The 18,326-nt window shown below is 40.8% G+C and carries 17 protein-coding genes and 1 tRNA gene; 7 read left to right on the forward strand and 11 right to left on the reverse strand.

Annotated features, from left to right (window positions below):
- Positions 1 to 14: 14 nt before the first annotated feature.
- From CGICJO_RS01335 to CGICJO_RS01365, 7 genes are all read right to left on the reverse strand, one after another.
- A complete protein-coding gene (locus tag CGICJO_RS01335; protein ID WP_486499344.1) occupies positions 15 to 2,051 on the reverse strand; it encodes an ABC transporter permease in 2,037 nt (678 codons plus the stop codon).
- Positions 2,048 to 2,812, reverse strand: a complete 765-nt coding sequence (locus tag CGICJO_RS01340; RefSeq protein ID WP_087376962.1) for an ABC transporter ATP-binding protein — start codon at positions 2,810 to 2,812, stop codon at positions 2,048 to 2,050. Before CGICJO_RS01340 ends, CGICJO_RS01335 begins: the two co-directional genes overlap by 4 nt.
- 526 nt (positions 2,813 to 3,338) lie before the next feature.
- Positions 3,339 to 3,779, reverse strand: a complete 441-nt coding sequence (locus CGICJO_RS01345) for a hypothetical protein (protein ID WP_486499345.1) — start codon at positions 3,777 to 3,779, stop codon at positions 3,339 to 3,341.
- A 12-nt stretch (positions 3,780 to 3,791) separates the two neighbouring features.
- The gene (locus CGICJO_RS01350) at positions 3,792 to 5,606 is read right to left on the reverse strand and encodes a class B sortase (protein WP_486499346.1); all 1,815 of its coding nucleotides are present in this window, start codon (positions 5,604 to 5,606) and stop codon (positions 3,792 to 3,794) included.
- A gap of 40 nt (positions 5,607 to 5,646) precedes the next feature.
- Positions 5,647 to 6,819 (reverse strand): tRNA uracil 4-sulfurtransferase ThiI, encoded by a 1,173-nt coding sequence (gene thiI / locus CGICJO_RS01355; RefSeq protein WP_087376970.1) that lies wholly within the window; start codon positions 6,817 to 6,819, stop codon positions 5,647 to 5,649.
- Positions 6,820 to 6,840: 21 nt separating this feature from the next.
- On the reverse strand, positions 6,841 to 7,980 hold the full coding sequence (locus CGICJO_RS01360; protein ID WP_486499347.1) for a cysteine desulfurase family protein: 1,140 nt from the start codon (positions 7,978 to 7,980) through the stop codon (positions 6,841 to 6,843).
- 247 nt (positions 7,981 to 8,227) lie between these two features.
- Complete coding sequence (locus CGICJO_RS01365) at positions 8,228 to 8,347, reverse strand: AraC family transcriptional regulator (RefSeq protein ID WP_486499348.1); 120 nt, start codon at positions 8,345 to 8,347, stop codon at positions 8,228 to 8,230.
- Here CGICJO_RS01365 and CGICJO_RS01370 point away from each other — a divergent pair.
- From CGICJO_RS01370 to CGICJO_RS01380, 3 genes are all read left to right on the forward strand, one after another.
- On the forward strand, positions 8,316 to 9,026 hold the full coding sequence (locus CGICJO_RS01370) for a DDE-type integrase/transposase/recombinase (RefSeq protein ID WP_486499349.1): 711 nt from the start codon (positions 8,316 to 8,318) through the stop codon (positions 9,024 to 9,026). The two genes, CGICJO_RS01365 and CGICJO_RS01370, sit on opposite strands and share 32 nt — an antisense overlap.
- A gap of 170 nt (positions 9,027 to 9,196) precedes the next feature.
- The gene (locus CGICJO_RS01375; protein WP_486499350.1) at positions 9,197 to 9,868 is read left to right on the forward strand and encodes a response regulator transcription factor; all 672 of its coding nucleotides are present in this window, start codon (positions 9,197 to 9,199) and stop codon (positions 9,866 to 9,868) included.
- 13 nt (positions 9,869 to 9,881) lie between these two features.
- Positions 9,882 to 10,874: a sensor histidine kinase gene (locus tag CGICJO_RS01380; RefSeq protein WP_486499351.1), complete on the forward strand. Its 993-nt coding sequence runs from the start codon at positions 9,882 to 9,884 to the stop codon at positions 10,872 to 10,874.
- A gap of 130 nt (positions 10,875 to 11,004) precedes the next feature.
- On the opposite strand, the gene nagB is transcribed toward CGICJO_RS01380, so the two are convergent.
- Positions 11,005 to 11,772 (reverse strand): glucosamine-6-phosphate deaminase, encoded by a 768-nt coding sequence (nagB, locus tag CGICJO_RS01385; protein WP_486499352.1) that lies wholly within the window; start codon positions 11,770 to 11,772, stop codon positions 11,005 to 11,007.
- Positions 11,773 to 11,852: 80 nt separating this feature from the next.
- Complete coding sequence (gene nagA / locus CGICJO_RS01390; RefSeq protein WP_486499353.1) at positions 11,853 to 12,986, reverse strand: N-acetylglucosamine-6-phosphate deacetylase; 1,134 nt, start codon at positions 12,984 to 12,986, stop codon at positions 11,853 to 11,855.
- Between the two features lie 303 nt (positions 12,987 to 13,289).
- Between nagA and trhA the strand changes: the two genes are divergently transcribed.
- Positions 13,290 to 13,943, forward strand: coding sequence for a PAQR family membrane homeostasis protein TrhA (gene trhA / locus CGICJO_RS01395; protein WP_087376987.1), 654 nt, complete (start codon positions 13,290 to 13,292; stop codon positions 13,941 to 13,943).
- 89 nt (positions 13,944 to 14,032) lie between these two features.
- On the opposite strand, the gene CGICJO_RS01400 is transcribed toward trhA, so the two are convergent.
- Entirely contained in the window at positions 14,033 to 14,572 is a 540-nt protein-coding gene (locus tag CGICJO_RS01400) for a DUF4358 domain-containing protein (protein ID WP_486499354.1), read from the reverse strand.
- Between the two features lie 87 nt (positions 14,573 to 14,659).
- A tRNA-Thr gene (locus CGICJO_RS01405) sits at positions 14,660 to 14,736 on the reverse strand.
- A 295-nt stretch (positions 14,737 to 15,031) separates the two neighbouring features.
- Between CGICJO_RS01405 and CGICJO_RS01410 the strand changes: the two genes are divergently transcribed.
- The 3 genes from CGICJO_RS01410 to CGICJO_RS01420 all read left to right on the forward strand — a co-directional run bounded on the left by CGICJO_RS01410 (position 15,032) and on the right by CGICJO_RS01420 (position 18,318).
- Positions 15,032 to 15,475, forward strand: coding sequence for a helix-turn-helix domain-containing protein (locus CGICJO_RS01410; protein ID WP_486499355.1), 444 nt, complete (start codon positions 15,032 to 15,034; stop codon positions 15,473 to 15,475).
- Between the two features lie 183 nt (positions 15,476 to 15,658).
- Positions 15,659 to 15,922 (forward strand): 30S ribosomal protein S15, encoded by a 264-nt coding sequence (gene rpsO / locus CGICJO_RS01415; protein WP_087376993.1) that lies wholly within the window; start codon positions 15,659 to 15,661, stop codon positions 15,920 to 15,922.
- Between the two features lie 182 nt (positions 15,923 to 16,104).
- Positions 16,105 to 18,318, forward strand: a complete 2,214-nt coding sequence (locus tag CGICJO_RS01420) for a polyribonucleotide nucleotidyltransferase (protein ID WP_486499356.1) — start codon at positions 16,105 to 16,107, stop codon at positions 18,316 to 18,318.
- Positions 18,319 to 18,326 lie beyond the last annotated feature (8 nt).

An 18,326-nucleotide genomic window follows, 5' to 3' on the forward strand; every position in this document is an offset into this window, starting at 1 on the left:
TCACCTCCGGTTTATTATTTTTCCTTTCCTCCGCTGACTATTGAATAATAGGCTCTCGAGGTGATTTTATACACCAGCATATAAAGCAGTGCAAACAAAAGGAAGCATCCCACCGTCACCATTATCAAAAAGACTTTATTTACAAGTCCGAAAAGTATAAGCATTTTGTAAATCATCGGGAACGCAAAGGCGAGATGCACTCCTGAGGCGATAAGGGGCATAAAGAATACTGTGAGCATCTGTGAGTTTATGCTCTTTTTGATTTCTCTTTTAGTCATGCCCACCTTTTGCATTATCTCAAATCTGGACTGGTCTTCATATCCCTCTGAAACCTGCTTGTAGTACATAATAAGCACCGCCGCAAATATGAACACTATACCAAGTATTATTCCGAGGAAGAACAATCCACCGTAAAGTCCGAAAAATTCAAACTTTTCATTTGCTACTCCCTCAACATATACGTACATACTGCTGTCCGCACTGTTAACATGTGAGGTTCTCAGCCAATCGTATATTTCATTAAAAACATCTGTCTGCTGTTGGTCAGTGGCATCAAGGTCATAGCCTACAAATCTGTTTATGTTTCCTATGGTATTTTCGGACTGTTCCGATATCATTTCCGTCTGCAATTCCAAATCGGGAACAAATATATAAAGGGCAGGTATTATCTGCATTGTGTCAACTCCGTTATTTTCAAAATCCGTTACAACTTTCTTTATATTCAAAGGCTCCTGACCCTTTATTTTCAGAACATCGTAATTATAGTCCATGTCCTTCGATGTATATATCATAACTTCATCTTCGTTTAGATTTTCCTGTGAACCTGTCAGTCTGTTGTAATCATCCAAAGATACTATAAATATCTGCCATAAATCGCTTGTCGCATAGTTAAATCCATTCTCGCCGTCGTCAAAAACAATTTCTCCGTCTCTGATGTAGCTTACAAAGGAAAGCATTGTATAATCAATGGCGTTTACGGGTTTATATCCCATATTTTCCGCTGTTTCAATGCTCATGTTTGCAATGCTGTTAGCGTCCTGTGAAATCAAATCTGAATATATCTGAGATGTCATAGTTATATTTATATTTCTGGGATATCTCTCCCTTAATGAATCCTCTTTTCCCAAATAAAGGCACACTGTAGAGGATATCATAACCAAAACCATGGTACAGAGTATGCATATTGAAGCGAGACCGGCTCCGTTTCTCTTCATTCTGTAGCTCATAGAAGACACTGAAACAAAATGGTTTGTCTTATAGTAGTAATTTTTCTTTTTCTGCAAAATCTTACAGAATGCCACAGAACCGGAAATAAATATAAGGTAAGTGGCGATGATTACCATAATAACCGCAAAGAAGAACGCCGCAAGTGTTGTTACAGGGTCTTTAATTGTAACTGCAAGATAGTAGGCGCATCCCAAAATCAAAACTCCCAAAACCGCAAAGAACCAGTTTGCTTTTGGCGGTTTTTCTCCCGCATTTTCACTGTGAAGCAAGGCTATAGGGTTTGAAAGATGAACCTGTCTGAGGGAATTTAAAAGTATTAAAAAGAATATAACCGCAAACAAAACCACAGTGTAATAAATAGCTTTATAATCAATGGTCACGCCAAAGGTTACATCCATGCTCATTATGTTTACCATAACAAGCTCTGCAAGCTTTGAAAACAAAACTCCCAAAGCCATTCCCACAGCTATTGAAAAAGCGCCTATAAACAATGTTTCCCAAAGCATTACACGGGCGATATTTCTTTTGCCCATTCCCAAAATATTATACAGACCAAATTCCTTTTTTCTTCTTCGCACAAGAAAAGAGTTGGTATAAAAAAGGAAAATCACCGCAAAAAATCCAATTACATAAACTCCAAAGCCGAGAATACCTCTCATAGTTTCTCCGCCGGGGTAGTTCATCATCATATCACTGCTTGAAAGAAAGGTTATAATATAGAACATCATAACCATACCTATGCAGGTTAAAATATATGGTATATAAAGCTTTTTATTTTTCTTTATGCCTGTAAGGGCAAGGCGTGAATAAATTCCTTTTTTCATCTTCTGTCACCGCCTGTTGCAAGCATAGTAAGTGTATCTGAAATTTTCTGATAGAACTGCTGTATTGTGTTATTCGCTCTATAAATCTGGTGGAACACCTCTCCGTCCTTTATGAACATAACACGTCCGGCATGGCTTGCCGCCTTTACTGAATGTGTAACCATTAAAATTGTCTGTCCGTACTTATTTATCTCTCCGAACAGCTCCAAAAGCTCATCTGTTGACTTTGAGTCCAAGGCTCCTGTAGGTTCGTCTGCCAAAATCAGCTTTGGGTTTGTAATCAATGCTCTTGCCACCGCCGCACGCTGTTTCTGACCGCCTGACACCTCGTAAGGATATTTTTTCAAAAGCTCGGTAATTCCCAGTCTTTGAGCTATAGGGTCAAGTCTTTCTTTCATTTCCCTATAGGGTCTGCCCGCAAGCACCAGCGGAAGATAAATATTATCCTCCAAAGAAAATGTATCAAGCAGGTTAAAATCCTGAAACACAAAGCCAAGATTATCACGTCTGAATGTTGCCACCTGTGATTCCTTTATCTTTGCCAAATTCTGACCGTCCAGCACAACAACTCCTGATGTAGGCTTATCCAAAGCCGCAAGGATATTGAGCAACGTAGTTTTACCTGAACCGGACTCACCCATAATTGCCACATATTCTCCGTTTTCTACGGAAAAGTTTACGTTTCTAAGGGCTTCAACTCTATTTCCGCCCAGTCGTGTTGTATATACCTTTCTAAGTCCGCTGACCTCCAAAATACTCATTCATATATCCTCCTTTATATTTTATTTCCGACGGAGAAAGGATAAGCTGGAAATTAGCTTCTGTTTTCCGTCGGGCGAAACCTTTTCCTTAACTTTTGGAATGGCTCGCTCATAGTTGACTTTTCTATTTTCGTTTTTTATCTCCGGCATAGAAAGGTCAAGTTTGAAATTAGCTTTTGTTTTCCGTCGGGCGAAACCTTTCCTAAATCTTTGGAACGGCTCGCTTACAGTTGGTTTTCTTTTTTTCTGTGTCTATATTGTAACAGAAAACAAAACCCAAACGCCATAGAACTCCCTTACATTTCCCCCTCAATTTCTTACATTCATGTCACATCTTTTATTTCCGACCTGCAAAGGGAGGAAATAAAAGATTAACACCTGCACAGGTCGGGCGAGGTCTTTTCCTTAATTTTGAAATAGGCTAATTACATTTAACTTTTCTTTTTAATTTATTTGAACCTGAAATATCCTTTGATTATACAACACAACAAAAACGGGATACCTCCATTGTGTATCCCGTTTTTTATTAAGCTTTTTTATTTTCTGCCGCTTTTACTTTTTCCTCGAAATATTTCGACAGCGGTTCGTCAAAAAGTTCGGAAATTCCCTCCGGGCTATCGGGAAGAGCCACAATACACTGGCTTCCCCTTTCGATTATATAACCAAATTTATCGTGATTTTTTCCGTAAGGCAGCTTCTGAACATCGTCCATTGTGCCGCCGGCTTTTTCAACTGCCGACGAAAGGGTTTTCTCAAGTGAAATATCACCTGATGAGTTAAGTCCTCCCACCGTTATGACTATATTGCAGTGATTAAGTCCGTCGGTCATCATATTTCCCAGATACTCAGGATCTGCCGCACCGAGGATTTTCATTATGCTGACGCCGCATCCGGAAAGCTCTGTTTTCAAAGCCTTTTCGCAGAGAGCGGTTTTCTTTGCAAAGTAATATATCAAATAACATTTCATATCCGTCACCTATTAGGATTCTGAGCTGTACAGATCGCCGTCATACCAGCTTATCTCTCCGTCTGCATATGCCTCTGAAAAACTCTTTTCCTCCGGCTTTGTGCCGCCGTAGGTCCAGTAATAGACATCCGGCCATACCATATCCGTATTCACTGACGCATTGTCAACATTTACTGTTGGGTCCTCATCGGGACGAACACGTCTTGCAATAACTGCGGTTCTGAAATTTTCAAACTCATATGTGCAGGTTGAAAGTGTTATAAGCTGGTCATCCTCGTTTACAGTTACATCTGTGTCGATAATTGACCTTTCTCTTACATCGTATACAAAGTCAAGAAACTCCTCATCGGAACTGAAATTACCTGCAAGGTAATTGAAAAATTCTCCGTGACTTTCCAGAGCGTTTGTATGGATTACAGCAATGATTTTCCAGTCCGCATTCCATTCAGGTGTATTGAAGTGAACTATCGGAGCTGACTTATAAAAATCAAGATTTACATTAGGCGTTCCGTTGCCGTCAGCAAAACCTGTACCGTAATATGTGAGATTTCCGAACATGCTTCCGTCGTTCATGTGATGACCGTGGAGAACGATATTTTTAGTATCAAGTCCGCCGTATGATGTTGGGTCGGTAAAGATTGAACCGTAGCTGTCCCACTGGTCGGCATAGTTGTGTGTAAGATAGTAGGGGTTTGTTGTTCCCGGCTCATCCCCTTCATGGGAAAGCACAGGATAGTCGATTACCGTATTGTCTATGGAAATCCAGCCTATTATCTCGTCGTTTATTTCCTTGAGAGCGTCCCAGTTGTATGAAATCTCTTCAGGTTCAGTTTCAGAGGTCTCCTCTGTTTCCTCGGTTTCATCTTGAATTTCTGTATTAGCTGTAGGCTTATTATAGAAAATATTCTGTATTTCGTTTTGACGTTTTTCATTTTGCGCAGGAAGAATTACAACCTCGTTTACAATCATAGCAGCGCTTATAACTATTGTCACAAAAGCCACAAGGATAACAGACTTTCTCACAATCTCAAGAGGCTTATCCCCTTTGCACGGGAAATTTCTTCTGAAAAATCCCTTTTTGTTTTTCTTCTTCTCGGCTTTTTTAAGCTTTTTTTCCTCTTTTTTGGAAAGTGGCTCCGGAATAAACTCTATATCCTTTTGGATATTGGTTTCCTCTTCCTGGGAAGAAGTAATCTCAATGCTCTCCTGTTCCTCATCGGTTGGTTCAGGCTCTGAGTTACTGTAGATTTCGTTATTTCCTGTGCTTTGTGTTTCCTCGGCGGGTTTCTGATTATCATTAGAAAAATCAAAACCATTCGGAAAAAGCAGGTTGCTTCCCCTGAACTTGTTCAAAGCGCAGGTTGTGGCTTCAAATATTAAATTTACAATATTTTTTTTCGCCAAGGTTTCACTGGGAAGTACAATTATCCTTGTGTTGTAAATTGTAAAGCAGTATCCGTTTTGACCGCATCCCAGATTGTCAATCGTAAACACTTTAACGTGAAATTGTTTGTTTCTATCCTGAATTGGGAGAGAGTTTTTATATCTGGTTTCCCAGTTATAAATAATTTTTGAAAACACTGACTGAAAATCCGCTCCGCAGGTTTCGTCAATGGCGTTAGCTATTATTATAATCTCCGGTGACGACTGGTCGTTTACACTGTTGATTATGGCTTCTTCTATTTTTGAGGTGCTTCTGTCAATCTCCGTCTTAAATAAAATCTGTATATCCAGTTTTGCAAGACCTGCTACAATAGCTCCCAAATTTTGATTAAGACGGTTTATTTCTTCCTGATTTCCTCGAATTGAAAATAATTCACAGTTCATTTAAGAAACATTCCTCCTTTACCGGATTTCGGCTTTGATTTCAAGGCTCAATCACAGTTACTTTAAGGTCTGAAAGAGCTTTTTCAATCATAGCGTCGAAATCTGCTTTTTCTTCTGCCTGTTTTATATATTTAAGAACCGGACGTGTGCGTGGATGTTTTGGTGTAAACACTGTGCAGCAGTCCTCGTAAGGCTCTATTGATGTTTCAAAAGTATCTATTTTTCTGGAAATAGTTATTATTTCCTCCTTGTCCATTCCGATAAGGGGACGGAAAACCAGCATGTCGGCGGCTTCGTCGGTGCAGGCAAGTGCGTGAATTGTCTGGCTTGCAACCTGACCCAAGCTTTCGCCTGTGATAAGGGCAGTGCAGTCATTGTCTGCGGCAATTCTTGAGGAAATTTTCATCATCATTCTTCTCATTATAATTGTGAAAAGCTCCTCAGGGCATTTGCTCTGGATAACCTCCTGAATTTCAGTAAAAGGAACTGTATACATTGTCATTCTTCCGCTGTAAAGGCTTACTTTTTTCAAAAGCTTTACAACCTTTTGTTCCGCTCTTTCGCTGGTGTATGGAGGGCTTGCAAAGTGAATTGCTGTGAGCTTTATTCCTCTTTTTGCCATCATCCATGCGGCAACCGGAGAATCTATTCCTCCGCTTATAAGGATTGCGGCGTTTCCGCCTGTTCCAACAGGAATACCGCCTGCTCCCCTGATAACAGAACCACGCACATAAGCCGCAAAGTCACGTACTTCCACGGTTACAATTATGTCCGGGTTATGCACGTCAACGGTAAGGTGAGGGAATTTCTCAAGGATTTTCTCGCCTGTATATGCGCAGATTTCCGGTGATTTAAGAGGGAATTTTTTATCGGAACGCTTTGCCTCAACCTTAAATGTGGAAGCCTCCTCCAATTCCTCACAGAGATACTCAAGTCCCTTGGAAACAATGTCGTCCATGTCCTTGTCGCAAACGCAGGCACGGGAAAATGCAACTATTCCAAAGATTTTTTCAATTCTTGAGCTTACCTCGTCCAAATCCACATCCTCGGAAAGAGGCTCAACATACAATGTGGACTGAGCGGAAGAAATTTTAAATGCGCCCAAATCACGCAGATTGTTTTTTATGTTCTTTTTGAGAATATCCTCAAAGGTTCTTCTGTTAAGGCCTTTAAGTGTAATCTCACCCAGTTTTATCAAAATTATTTCTCTCATTTTCATAAATCCTTTTCTTTATCAGTTGTATTTTTTTCTTACCAGTGAACCGCATCCGGAAATTATCCCCTCCACAAGTGCGTCCACATCCTCTTTTGTATTGAACTTTGAAAAGCTTATTCTAAGTGCGCTGTCAATTCTCTGGTCGGAAAGCTTCATGGCCTTTAAAACATAGCTTCTCTGACCCTTTGCGCAGGCGCTGGAACTGGAAATATATACACCCTTGGAAGCCAAATGGTGAAGCATAGTTTCGCTCTTTATTCCCAAAACCGAAATGTTGATAATATATGGCAGGCAATCCTTTGGAGAATTTACCTGTACTCCGTCGATTTGCAGAAGCTTTTCCAAGGCATAGTCACGCAGAGCGGTTATATTTTTCATATTTTCCTCAATGTCAAAAAGTGAAACCGCTGTTCCAAAAGCGCAGATAAGAGGAACTCCCTCTGTGCCGGGACGGATTTTTTTCTGCTGTTCGCCGCCGTGGATAAGTGGAAGTATTCTCACGCCTTTTCTTATGTAAAGTGCGCCCACTCCCTTTGACCCGTGAACCTTGTGTGCGCTTACGGTTATAAGATCAGCGCCCAGCTTTGAAGCTTTAAGGGGAATTTTTCCGTAAGCCTGAACGCAGTCCGTGTGGAACAAAGCAGGGGATTTTTTTCTTTTTATAATCTTTGCAATCTTGTCCGTCGGGAAAATAGCTCCCGTTTCGTTGTTCACTGTCATAACGGAAACAACCACGGTTTTTTCGTCTATAGCCTCTTCAATATTCTTTATATTGATATGTCCGTCCTCGTCGGGGAAAATTTTAACCACTTCAAAACCTTCCTTTTCAAGGCTTTCTGCTGTTTCCAAAACAGAGCTGTGCTCAACAGCGGAGATAACTATTTTGTTTCCCTTGCGCTTTGCGGCGTGGGCGGCTCCGATTATAGCTGTGTTGTTGGCTTCTGTGCCGCCGCTGGTGAAGAATATTTCCTCAGGTGTTACGCCTAAGGATTTAGCGATTATTTCTCTTGATTTCTCCACCTCGTCTTCCGCTTCCATTCCCTTGTTGTGGAGGGACGAAGGGTTTCCGTATTTTGTTGTCATCATTTCAAAAGCTTTCTGTGCCGCTTCACGGCAAACCGCCGTTGTGGCGCTGTTGTCAAGATAATGCTCCGTCATAAAATCCCTGTCCTTGAGTAAGAATAAATTTCGTACCTTTTATTATACATCAAATTTTTATTCTTGGAAAGACTTTAACGCTAAATTGCGAAATCATCTAATATATATTGTTGAAAATGGAGCTTTTTAATCAATAAAACCTATTTATCCTTATTATAGACAGAGAAATTTTATCCGCTTTCTGTGACAAAGAAAAAACAATTTCGTGAGTGGATGTTGAATTTGATTTTTAAATAAATTACCGATATTAAGTTTTTATGGCTTTTACAAGCTCTTTATATTGTTTCGGGGTTACTCCCTTGTATTCCTTAAACTTCCTGATAAAGTAGCTGAAATTGTCAAAACCTGTTTCCAGACATGCATTCAATAATTATCTGAAAACAAAGGATGCTCCATGGAAATATCAGTCGCTGGCAGACGCTATGCTGGATATCAGTCGCGAAGATGAATGCAATGATACTTATGGAAGAATCCGTATTTATCGGGCATTACAGCTTAAACAGCCCGATGGAGTTTCTATTCCAAGTGAGAGAACTGTTTATCGGGTCATGGAAGAAATTGGTCTTACTCATAAACCAAAACGCAAGCCAAACGGGATTACCAAAGCAGACAAAGAGGCTCGCAAATCCGATGACTTAATAAAACGCAACTTTACAGCAGAAAAACCGCTTGAAAAATGCGTAACCGATATGACGGAAATAAAAGCATCTGATGGAAAACTCTATATTTCTGCCATCTTTGACTGTTATGATCCGGCAGTATTGGGTTTGGCTATGGATACAAATATGAAAGCAAGCTTGTGCGAACAGACTTTGGATAATGCTGTTAAAGTATACCCAATGCTTTGTGGTGCAATCCTTCACAGTGACAGGGGCACACAGTATACAAGCGAATTATACCGTAAAGCAATCAATAAATATGGCATTCGCCAAAGCATGAACAGTGCAGGAGGCAGCATAGATCGAACATCCTTGAGAAAAAAGTGTAAAGTAATATTGACAATATCAAACACTTATTTCAAACTACCCCACAGAAAAAATCCTTGATTTAAAAAATATAGAGCTTAAACCTTACGAAAGCGCAATTTATAAAATTATCTGATTTTAAAACGAATCCCCACAAATTTGTTTATTTCCGTGGGGATTTTTGCTGTTGAGATATCTTTTCTTTGGTGATATACTTATTAAAAGAATTATTTAAAAATACGGAGAAAGCTATGTACAAGATATATATTGTAGAAGACGACAGCTCTATCGCTTCAGCTATAAAACAACAGGCGGAAATGTGGGATTTCACAGTCAAAGTGGCTCAGGATTTCAGAAACATTTTGGCTGAGTTTGCTTCATTCAGCCCTCATATTGTACTTTTGGATATTTCCCTGCCATTTTTCAACGGTTATCACTGGTGCAGTGAAATCCGTCGTGTTTCAAGCGTTCCGATAATTTTTATATCCTCAGCCTCTGACAACATGAATATAGTTATGGCTATGAACATGGGCGGCGACGATTTTGTTGCAAAACCCTTTGACCAAAGCGTGCTTATGGCTAAAATTCAGGCTCTTTTGAGAAGAACCTACGATTTCGGAAAATCCGTCACTGTCTTTGAACACAGAGGAGCAATGCTCAACACAGGTGACAACACCTTGACCTACGGCGAAACAAAAATCATCCTCACAAAAAACGAATACAGAATTTTGCTTGCCCTTATGGAAAGCAAAGGGAAAATTGTTAGCCGTGAGAGACTTATGGAAAGACTTTGGGAAACCGACAGCTTTGTTGACGAAAACACACTTACTGTAAATGTAAACCGCCTGAGAAAAAAGCTGGACGCCGCAGGACTTAAAAATTTTATAACCACAAAATTCGGCGTGGGTTATGTGATACTGTGAAAGGCGGTTTATTATGAAATTTCTCATTTCTTATCTAAACTACAGAAAAAAGGTTATACTGGTTTTCCTTATATTTGCCGTTATTTTTTCCGTATCCTTTGCCCTCTATCATCTTCCCTTGGGCGCTGTGCTGTACCCTTTAGCCTTGTGTCTTTTGGTGGCTTTGATTTTTGTTATCCGTGATTTTAACAGCATACGAAAAACTCATAAGGATTTAGAAAAAATCAAAAAGCTTACAGTTTACGGAATGGAATTTCTTCCGGAAGCCAAAAACGAGATTGAAAAGGACTACGGAGATGTGGCTAACATTCTTTTTGAAGAAAACAAACAAATACGCCTTAAAATGGAAGAACGCTACAACGAAATGATAGACTACTACACCATGTGGGCTCATCAGATAAAAACTCCAATCGCCGCCATGAGGCTCAATCTTCAAAATGAAGACTCTGACTTTTCACGCAGGCTTACTGAGGATTTACAGAGAATAGAGCAGTATGTGGAAATGGTACTTTGTTATCTCAGGCTTGATTCAAATTCCAGCGACTACGTAATCCGTGAATACGATATTGACAGTATTGTAAGGCAGGGCATAAAAAAATTTGCCAGCCAATTTATAAGAAAGAAAATAAAGCTTGACTATCGCCCCTCGGATTTAAAGGTTGTCACCGATGAAAAGTGGCTGTTATTTGTAATAGAGCAGGTTTTATCCAACAGCCTTAAATACACAAAGCAGGGAAGCATTTCCGTTTTTGTAAACGACAATCAAGAGCTTTGCATAAAGGACACAGGAATAGGAATTGCACCGGAGGATTTGCCGAGAATTTTTGAAAACGGTTACACAGGCTACAACGGCAGAAACGACAAAAAAGCCAGCGGCATAGGTCTGTATCTATGCAAGAGAATTTGCAAAAATCTTGGACATGAAATAACAGCCTCCTCTGTCTTAGGCAAAGGCACAACCATAAAAATAAATCTTAACCAGAAAAAGATTTTTATTTCCGATTAAAATTCAGCAGTGCTTAAAAACACAAAAATATTTTGATTTCAACAACTTCCTTTTTATACGAAAACTCCCCGTTTTTGGATTATCCAAAACGGGGAGTTTTTTTAATTGATGTTATTTATTACATCAAAAATTATTTCTTTGGAAGACCGATAACAAGCTCTGGAGCTTTCTCGATAATCATTGAAAGAGCAGCTTCGTCAGCAACGATTGTTACGTCTGCATGGAGTCTGAGGATTGAAGCAGGAACGTCTGGCTTAACCTCTCCGCAAGCTGTCTTGTAAAGGATTTCTGCCTTATCTTTACCTGAAGCAACCATAAGGATTTTCTTTGCCTTCATGATTGTGCCGATACCCATTGTGTAAGCCTCGGTTGGAACGTCCTCTTTACGTGCAAAGAATCTCTTGTTTGCTTCGATTGTCATGTCTGTAAGCTTTACGCAGTGTGTGCCAACTGGGAAGCTGTCGTCTGGCTCGTTGAAGCCGATGTGACCGTCGTGGCCGATACCAAGAAGCTGAATATCAACGCCGCCCAAATCTTCAACAACTTTGTCGTATCTTGCGCACTCTGCGTCTGCGTCAGGATTAGAACCGTCAGGAATGTTTGTCTTATCCATGTTGATGTTTACATACTTGAAAAGATTATTGTACATGAAATAAGCATAGCTCTGGTCGTTGTCCTTTGTAAGGCCTCTGTACTCGTCAAGGTTTGCTGTGTAGCAGCCGTCGAAGCAAAGGTCGCCCTGCTCATACTTCTTGATAAGCTCTTTGTATGTTCCGATTGGGCTTGAACCAGTTGCAAGACCGAGAACACTGTTGTGCTTCATTGTAATCTGAGAAGCAATGATGTTGGCTGCCTTGCGGCTCATCTCATCATAATCTTTTGCAAATAAAATTTTCATTTCAATTATCCCCTTTGTCCAAATTTTGTTTACTTCTTCTAATATATATTGAATAAATCAATAATTATTAACTATGTAAATTATGCGCCGTAAATAATCTTGCCGCCTCTGATAATCATCTTAGGAACCAAATCCTCGCCCATGATAAGGATATCAGCAGCCTTGCCCTCTTCGATGCTTCCGCAAACGTCGTCAATTCTTGCAGCCTGTGCAGGATTGATTGTTGCAGCCTTGAGAGCAGAAGCCATAGGAACACCGAACTTAACAGCTCTTCTTACGCACTCTGCAAGGCAGGTAGCGCTTCCGGCGATTGTTCCGTTTTCAAGTGTTGCTTTGCCGGCTTTTACATAAACCTTCTGTCCGCCCAAAGAATACTCGCCGTCGTGAAGTCCGCATGCTCTCATGGAGTCACTGATAAGGCAAACCTTATCGTCGCCGAAAATCTTAAATACTGTTCTTACTACTGCCGGATGAATATGAATACCGTCGCAGATAAGCTCAACATGCTCTGCATAGTCGGAAGCAGCTCCAACAACGCCGGGGTCTCTGTGTGTAAACGGAGGCATAGCGTTGAAAAGGTGTGTAATATGGGAAACACCGTGATTGAAAGCTTCAACAGCTGTATCATAGTCGGCCTCTGTATGAGCGATACTTACTCTGCACTCTTTTGAAACCTTATCGATAAAGTCCATAGCGCCGTTAAGCTCAGGAGCAACGTCAACAAGCTTAATCATGTTGCCGGACTCGTCGTTAACTCTCTTGTAGAAATCATAATCAGGGTCGATAATGTACTTATCGCTCTGTGCGCCCTTCTTTGCCTTTGAGAAGAATGGGCCTTCCATGTTTATACCTCTGAGAGCTGCGCCCTCGCAGTTGTCCTCTGCTGCAAATTCCTTAGCTGCATGAGCAACCTGTGTTAAAGTACCCTCATCAAAAGACATTGTAGCGGCAACAAATGTTGTAACGCCCTGCTGTCCCAAGTACTTGGAAATAGTAGCTATATTCTCTTTGTAACCGTCGCAGAAGTCGCTTCCGTCTGCACCGTGAATATGTATATCAACATAACCGGGGACAACATACAAACCCTGTGCGTCAATGGCATCGTCTGCCGTAGCAAAATCGCCCACTGAACTGATCTTGCCGTTCTCGATGTCAATATTTACGTCGTTAAAACTTCCGTCTTTGAAAAAGACCTTGCCATTTTTAATTTGCATTGCTAAACACCTCACATAAAATATTGAATTAAAGAAAAGTTTATCAGAAATCCTTCTTATTAAAATTATATCATAAAATTAAAAAAAATCCAGAATATTATGAAAAATAAACAGAATTTTTTGAAATTTATTTTTCAGTACCAATAAAAAATAAAAAAATCGCCTTATTCCACGGGTGGTTCTGTTTTATTATGTTCAATTACACAACTCCTTTGAATTTCCCCTGATTTTTTCCTATTTTCGATTGTTATTTTATCAATCAAGTGATATACTTCTCTAAAAAGAACTCAAGGGGGAACAGGAATGTCAACGGTCAAAAAAAGATACACCCTCGGGGAAGAAATTTTTAATTCCGTAACCCACGGCGTGGGCAGTCTGCTTTCAATCGCCGGCACTGTGGTTTTGATTGTTTTTTCTGCAATCAACAGCGACGCCTTTGCAGTTGTGTCATCCGCCGTTTACGGAGCTTCCCTGATTATACTCTACACAATGAGCACACTCTATCATTCCATAACCAACGAAAAAGCCAAAAAGTTTTTCAGGATAATGGATCACAACACAATATTTTTTCTTATAGCGGGAACCTACACGCCTTATACACTGGCAGTGCTGAGAAGTCCTCTGGGCTGGGTGCTGTTCGGCGTAGTATGGGGAGCGGCGGCAATAGGAATTGTGCTTAATTCCATCGACCTTGAAAAATTTTCAAAAATTTCTGTGGTCTGCTATATTGCAATGGGCTGGGTTATCATAATAGCAGTAAAGCCTTTGATGAACTCAATGCCGTTTATAAGCTTCGCTCTTTTAGTTGCAGGAGGAATTTTCTACACCATCGGCGTCATATTTTACGCAATCAAAAAAGTAAAATATTTCCACTCAGTATGGCATATATTTACAGTTATAGGCAGTACACTTCATTATTTTTCTGTATTTACAGCAATCGCTCTTCCAAATGCGTAAAGTTTCTTAAAACAAAACAACCGCATGAAGATCGTCTTATCGACCACATGCGGTTGTTATTTTTTATATCTGAAAAACAGATTTATTTATTATTTAAAATATGACTCGATTACATCAGCAGCTTTCTGATTTTCTGCATCGTAAGCGGCTCTCATGGCTTCTTCGTCTTCTTCATTGAGATTTTCAGGATATCCCAAAACAAATACAAAGCCATAGTCTCCGTGAACTATTACCTGTGTGCTTTGAACCTTAACCTGGTTTGCAGGATAGAATGCAGAAGCTACGATTGCTTCCTTTGCCTTTTCAAGAGCAGTTTTCATTTCTTCTGCCTTGCCGTCCTTAGCCTTGAGGGCAATAAAGAAGTCGGTCTGTGCAGAAATCATAGCTGTTTCGGCAATGCACTCGTCGTAAAGATCCTCGGAAATACCATAAACTGTCTCAAGTGTAGCAGCGTCAATAGCCATATTTGCGGTATAACTCTCGCCATATGCAGCTTTTACATCCTGGTGAAGCTTTTCAAGGTCGATATCCTTTGTTTCCTGCTGATTATTTCCGCCGCATCCTGAAAAGCTCAGAGCAAGAGCAGCAGTCATCAAAACAGCAAGCATTACAGAAAATACCTTTTTCATTGATTTTCTCCTTTCGGTAAAATAATTTATATTCCGCCAATACAAGGCGGCTGACCGTAAAAAAGCCATGGTTTTAAGCCACGGCTTTGGAGCTGGAGATGGGACTTGAACCCACGAACCTGCTGATTACGAATCAGCTGCTCTACCAACTGAGCTACTCCAGCGCATAACTATTCTGTTCTTAAAATTCACCTTTACCTGTGGTATTATACTACATGTTTTACAAAATTTCAAGCCTTTGTGTTCTGTATTTTTAATTGTATTGCAAGAGGAGGTGAAGGAATTATGCAATGCGTGATGTGATTTTTTTTCACTGTGATAATTCATCACTAAACAAAGAATATTTTTCTAATAAAGGTTATAATTTCATTGATGATAATAAGCATACTATGTCCATAAGGAAAAAAGAAAGCGTAAAAAGCTTTAAGCTAATTATAATAAAGAAAAGGGGGCAGAATTGTGGGCAGAAAACCAAAATCGAATTCACTTATATCAAATCTAAAATTTTACAGACAAAACAGCGGATTTACTCAGCAGCAAGTAGCCGATGCCTTGCACATAGAGAGAACAACCTATACCTATTATGAAATCGGCAAGACTCTTCCAAATCTTATAACTCTTAAAAAGCTTGCACAAATATATCATGTTTCTGTTGACGACCTTATGCCCATGGAACCCGAAGCACAGGATGATGTGGGCGATTCCGATTTTTCTTCTCTTCAAAGGGACGAAAACCCTCAGCAGGCAGCAGCAAGAAAACAAAACAACGAAAAAATATACTGCCTTGGCAACGATGAACAGAGCCTTATAATAAATTACAGAATTTTGCCCAAAGAAGCAAAACAGGAAATAATTCAGGAAATTCAAAAACTTACCGAAAAATACAAGGACATTGAGATTTAATTTTTGCAGTTGTCCGAAAGTAAAAAATCAGAAAAATTTTCTTTACATCAAGGGAAAATTGTGATATACTGTTTTGACGTAAGCCGGTTCCACGGATAGGGGTTTAAGCCGTTGTACGGATTTTCACCAATCCCTTACCTGTGAATTTCGGTTATAAATATTTAAGTTAAAGGTGGAATAAAAATGCTTAAAGAAGAAAAGCTTGCAATTATGCAGGAATACGCAACACACGAAGGCGACACAGGTTCTCCTGAGGTTCAGATTGCTCTTCTCACAAAGAGAATCAACGACCTTACCGAGCACCTCAAGGTTCACAAGAAGGACCACCACAGCCGCAGAGGTCTTCTCCAGATGGTTGGTAAGAGAAGAAATCTTCTCAACTACCTCATCAAGGTTGACATTGAGAGATACCGTTCAATCATCGCAAGACTCGGCATCCGTAAATAATTGCAAAATCAGGGCAGGCGGTTATCCGTTTGCCCTATGTTTGTAAATTCAAAGAGGAAAAACAGAAGAAAGCTTATTGAGATTTAGCGGTAACACGAAAGAAAAAGTATATTTTTCCTTGGTGTTATTGCTAAATCAATAATATTCTTCTGCTTTTCAAAAGTTTTAAAGGAGGATACATTTTGGTTAAAGAATTTAATAATTTCAGAGTATTTGAAACAGACTTTGCCGGCAGACCACTTGTTGTTGAAACAGGTAAAATGACACAGCTTGCAAACGGCGCATGCCTTGTAAGATACGGTGACACAGTTGTACACGTTGCAGCTACAGCCGCAGCAAAGCCAAGAGACGGCATAGACTTCTTCCCTCTTTCAGTTGACTTTGAGGAAAAGCTCTACTCCGTAGGTAAAATTCCGGGAAGCTATCTCAAAAGAGAAGGCAGACCTTCCGACAAGGCTATTCTTGTAAGCCGTGTTATCGACAGACCTATCCGTCCTCTCTTCCCTAAGGATATGAGAAACGACGTTTCCATTGTCTGCACAGTTATGAGCGTTGACAACGACTGCATGCCTGAAATCGCAGCAATGGTGGGAACATCAATCGCCCTTTCAATTTCCGATATTCCATGGAACGGTCCGATTTCCGGCGTTTCCGTTGGATATGTTGACGGCGAATATGTTATCAACCCAACAGCCGCTCAGAGAGCTGTTTCCAAAATGGCAACAACAGTTGCTTCAACTGACAGCAGAATCGCAATGATTGAAGCAGGCGCAGACTGCGTAAGCGACGAGGTTATGTACAACGCCATTATGGCAGGTCACGAGGCTAACCAGAAGATTATCGAGTTCATCAAGGGAATTCAGGCAGAAATCGGAAAGCCTAAGTTTGAATATCCAAGCAACGAGCCTGACCACGACATGTTCGAGGCTATCAAGGCATTCTCAGAAGAGGATATCAAGGTTGCCCTTGACACAGACGACAAAACAGTTCGTGACGAAAGACTCAAGCCAATTTACGAGGCTGTTCACGAGAAATTCGACGAGATATATCCTGAGTGCGAGGCAAAAATCGACGAGTGCCTCTACAAAACTCAGAAAACAGTAGTTAGACGCTGGCTTTTGGACGAGCAGAAGCGTGTTGACGGAAGAGGTATGGACGATATCAGACCTTTGGCTTCTGAAGTTGGTCTTCTTCCAAGAGTTCACGGTTCAGGACTCTTTACAAGAGGACAGACACAGGTTCTCACAATCGCAACACTGGGCCCTGTATCCGACCAGCAGCTCCTCGACGGAATTGACGATGAGGAAACAAAGAGATATATGCACCACTACAACTTCCCAAGCTACTCCGTTGGCGAAACAAAGCCAAGCAGAGGCCCGGGAAGACGTGAAATCGGTCACGGTGCATTGGCAGAAAGAGCTTTGGTTCCTGTTATCCCATCAGTTGAGGAATTCCCATATGCATTGAGACTTGTTTCCGAGGTTCTCTCCTCCAACGGTTCAACATCACAGGGTTCCGTATGCGGTTCAACACTTGCTCTCATGGACGCAGGTGTTCCGATTAAGGCTCCTGTTGCAGGTATCTCCTGCGGACTTATCACCGAGGGCGAAAGATGGATGACAATGGTTGATATCCAGGGTCTTGAGGACTTCTTCGGCGATATGGACTTCAAGGTTGCAGGTACACACGACGGTATCACAGCAATTCAGATGGACCTTAAAATCAGCGGTCTTACACCTGATATGGTTAAGGAAGCTTTGGCAAAGACACACAAGGCAAGAAACTACATCCTTGACGAGATTATGCTGAAGGCTATTCCTGAGCCAAGAGCAGAGCTTTCACCATACGCTCCTAAGATGTTCACAACAACAATCCCGGCTGATAAGATAAGCGAAGTTATCGGCAAGGGCGGCAAGGTTATCAAGGAAATCCAGGCAGAGTGCCAGTGCAAAATCGACATCGAGGAAGACGGCGAGTTCGGTAAGGTATTCGTTTCCGGTACAGACACAGCAATGTGCCAGAGAGCAGTTGAGATTGTAAATACAATAGCAGTTGACCCAGAGCCAGGCGCTATGTTCCTTGGTAAGGTTACAAGAATCATGGACTTCGGCGCATTCGTAGAGATTGCTCCAGGTAAAGAGGGACTTGTACACATTTCCCAGCTTGACGTTAAGAGAACAGAGAAGGTTACAGACGTTGTAAACGTAGGCGACATTATCAGAGTTAAGGTTCTCGACATCGACGATAAGGGCAGACTTAACCTTTCAAGACGTGACGTTCTCATCGAGGTAGACGGCCTTGTTCCGGAAAACGACCCGGCAGACCATAAGCCAAACAGAAACAATAGAGATAGAAACGACCGCCGTGGCGGCCACAACAGAAACAATAGAAAGTAATTTTCTGT

It is taken from the genome of Candidatus Limousia pullorum (genome assembly GCF_057405065.1).

What these genes read in the sequence shown, in the direction of transcription:
- nagA (WP_486499353.1), bottom strand. Translation starts at nt 12,986, where the DNA reads ATGCAAATTAAAAATGGCAAGGTCTTTTTCAAAGACGGAAGTTTTAAC.
- trhA (WP_087376987.1), top strand. Translation starts at nt 13,290, where the DNA reads ATGTCAACGGTCAAAAAAAGATACACCCTCGGGGAAGAAATTTTTAAT.
- CGICJO_RS01380 (WP_486499351.1), top strand. Translation starts at nt 9,882, where the DNA reads ATGAAATTTCTCATTTCTTATCTAAACTACAGAAAAAAGGTTATACTG.
- CGICJO_RS01345 (WP_486499345.1), bottom strand. Translation starts at nt 3,779, where the DNA reads ATGAAATGTTATTTGATATATTACTTTGCAAAGAAAACCGCTCTCTGC.
- thiI (WP_087376970.1), bottom strand. Translation starts at nt 6,819, where the DNA reads ATGAGAGAAATAATTTTGATAAAACTGGGTGAGATTACACTTAAAGGC.
- CGICJO_RS01400 (WP_486499354.1), bottom strand. Translation starts at nt 14,572, where the DNA reads ATGAAAAAGGTATTTTCTGTAATGCTTGCTGTTTTGATGACTGCTGCT.
- CGICJO_RS01335 (WP_486499344.1), bottom strand. Translation starts at nt 2,051, where the DNA reads ATGAAAAAAGGAATTTATTCACGCCTTGCCCTTACAGGCATAAAGAAA.
- CGICJO_RS01375 (WP_486499350.1), top strand. Translation starts at nt 9,197, where the DNA reads ATGTACAAGATATATATTGTAGAAGACGACAGCTCTATCGCTTCAGCT.
- CGICJO_RS01360 (WP_486499347.1), bottom strand. Translation starts at nt 7,980, where the DNA reads ATGACGGAGCATTATCTTGACAACAGCGCCACAACGGCGGTTTGCCGT.
- CGICJO_RS01350 (WP_486499346.1), bottom strand. Translation starts at nt 5,606, where the DNA reads ATGAACTGTGAATTATTTTCAATTCGAGGAAATCAGGAAGAAATAAAC.
- CGICJO_RS01340 (WP_087376962.1), bottom strand. Translation starts at nt 2,812, where the DNA reads ATGAGTATTTTGGAGGTCAGCGGACTTAGAAAGGTATATACAACACGA.
- nagB (WP_486499352.1), bottom strand. Translation starts at nt 11,772, where the DNA reads ATGAAAATTTTATTTGCAAAAGATTATGATGAGATGAGCCGCAAGGCA.
- rpsO (WP_087376993.1), top strand. Translation starts at nt 15,659, where the DNA reads ATGCTTAAAGAAGAAAAGCTTGCAATTATGCAGGAATACGCAACACAC.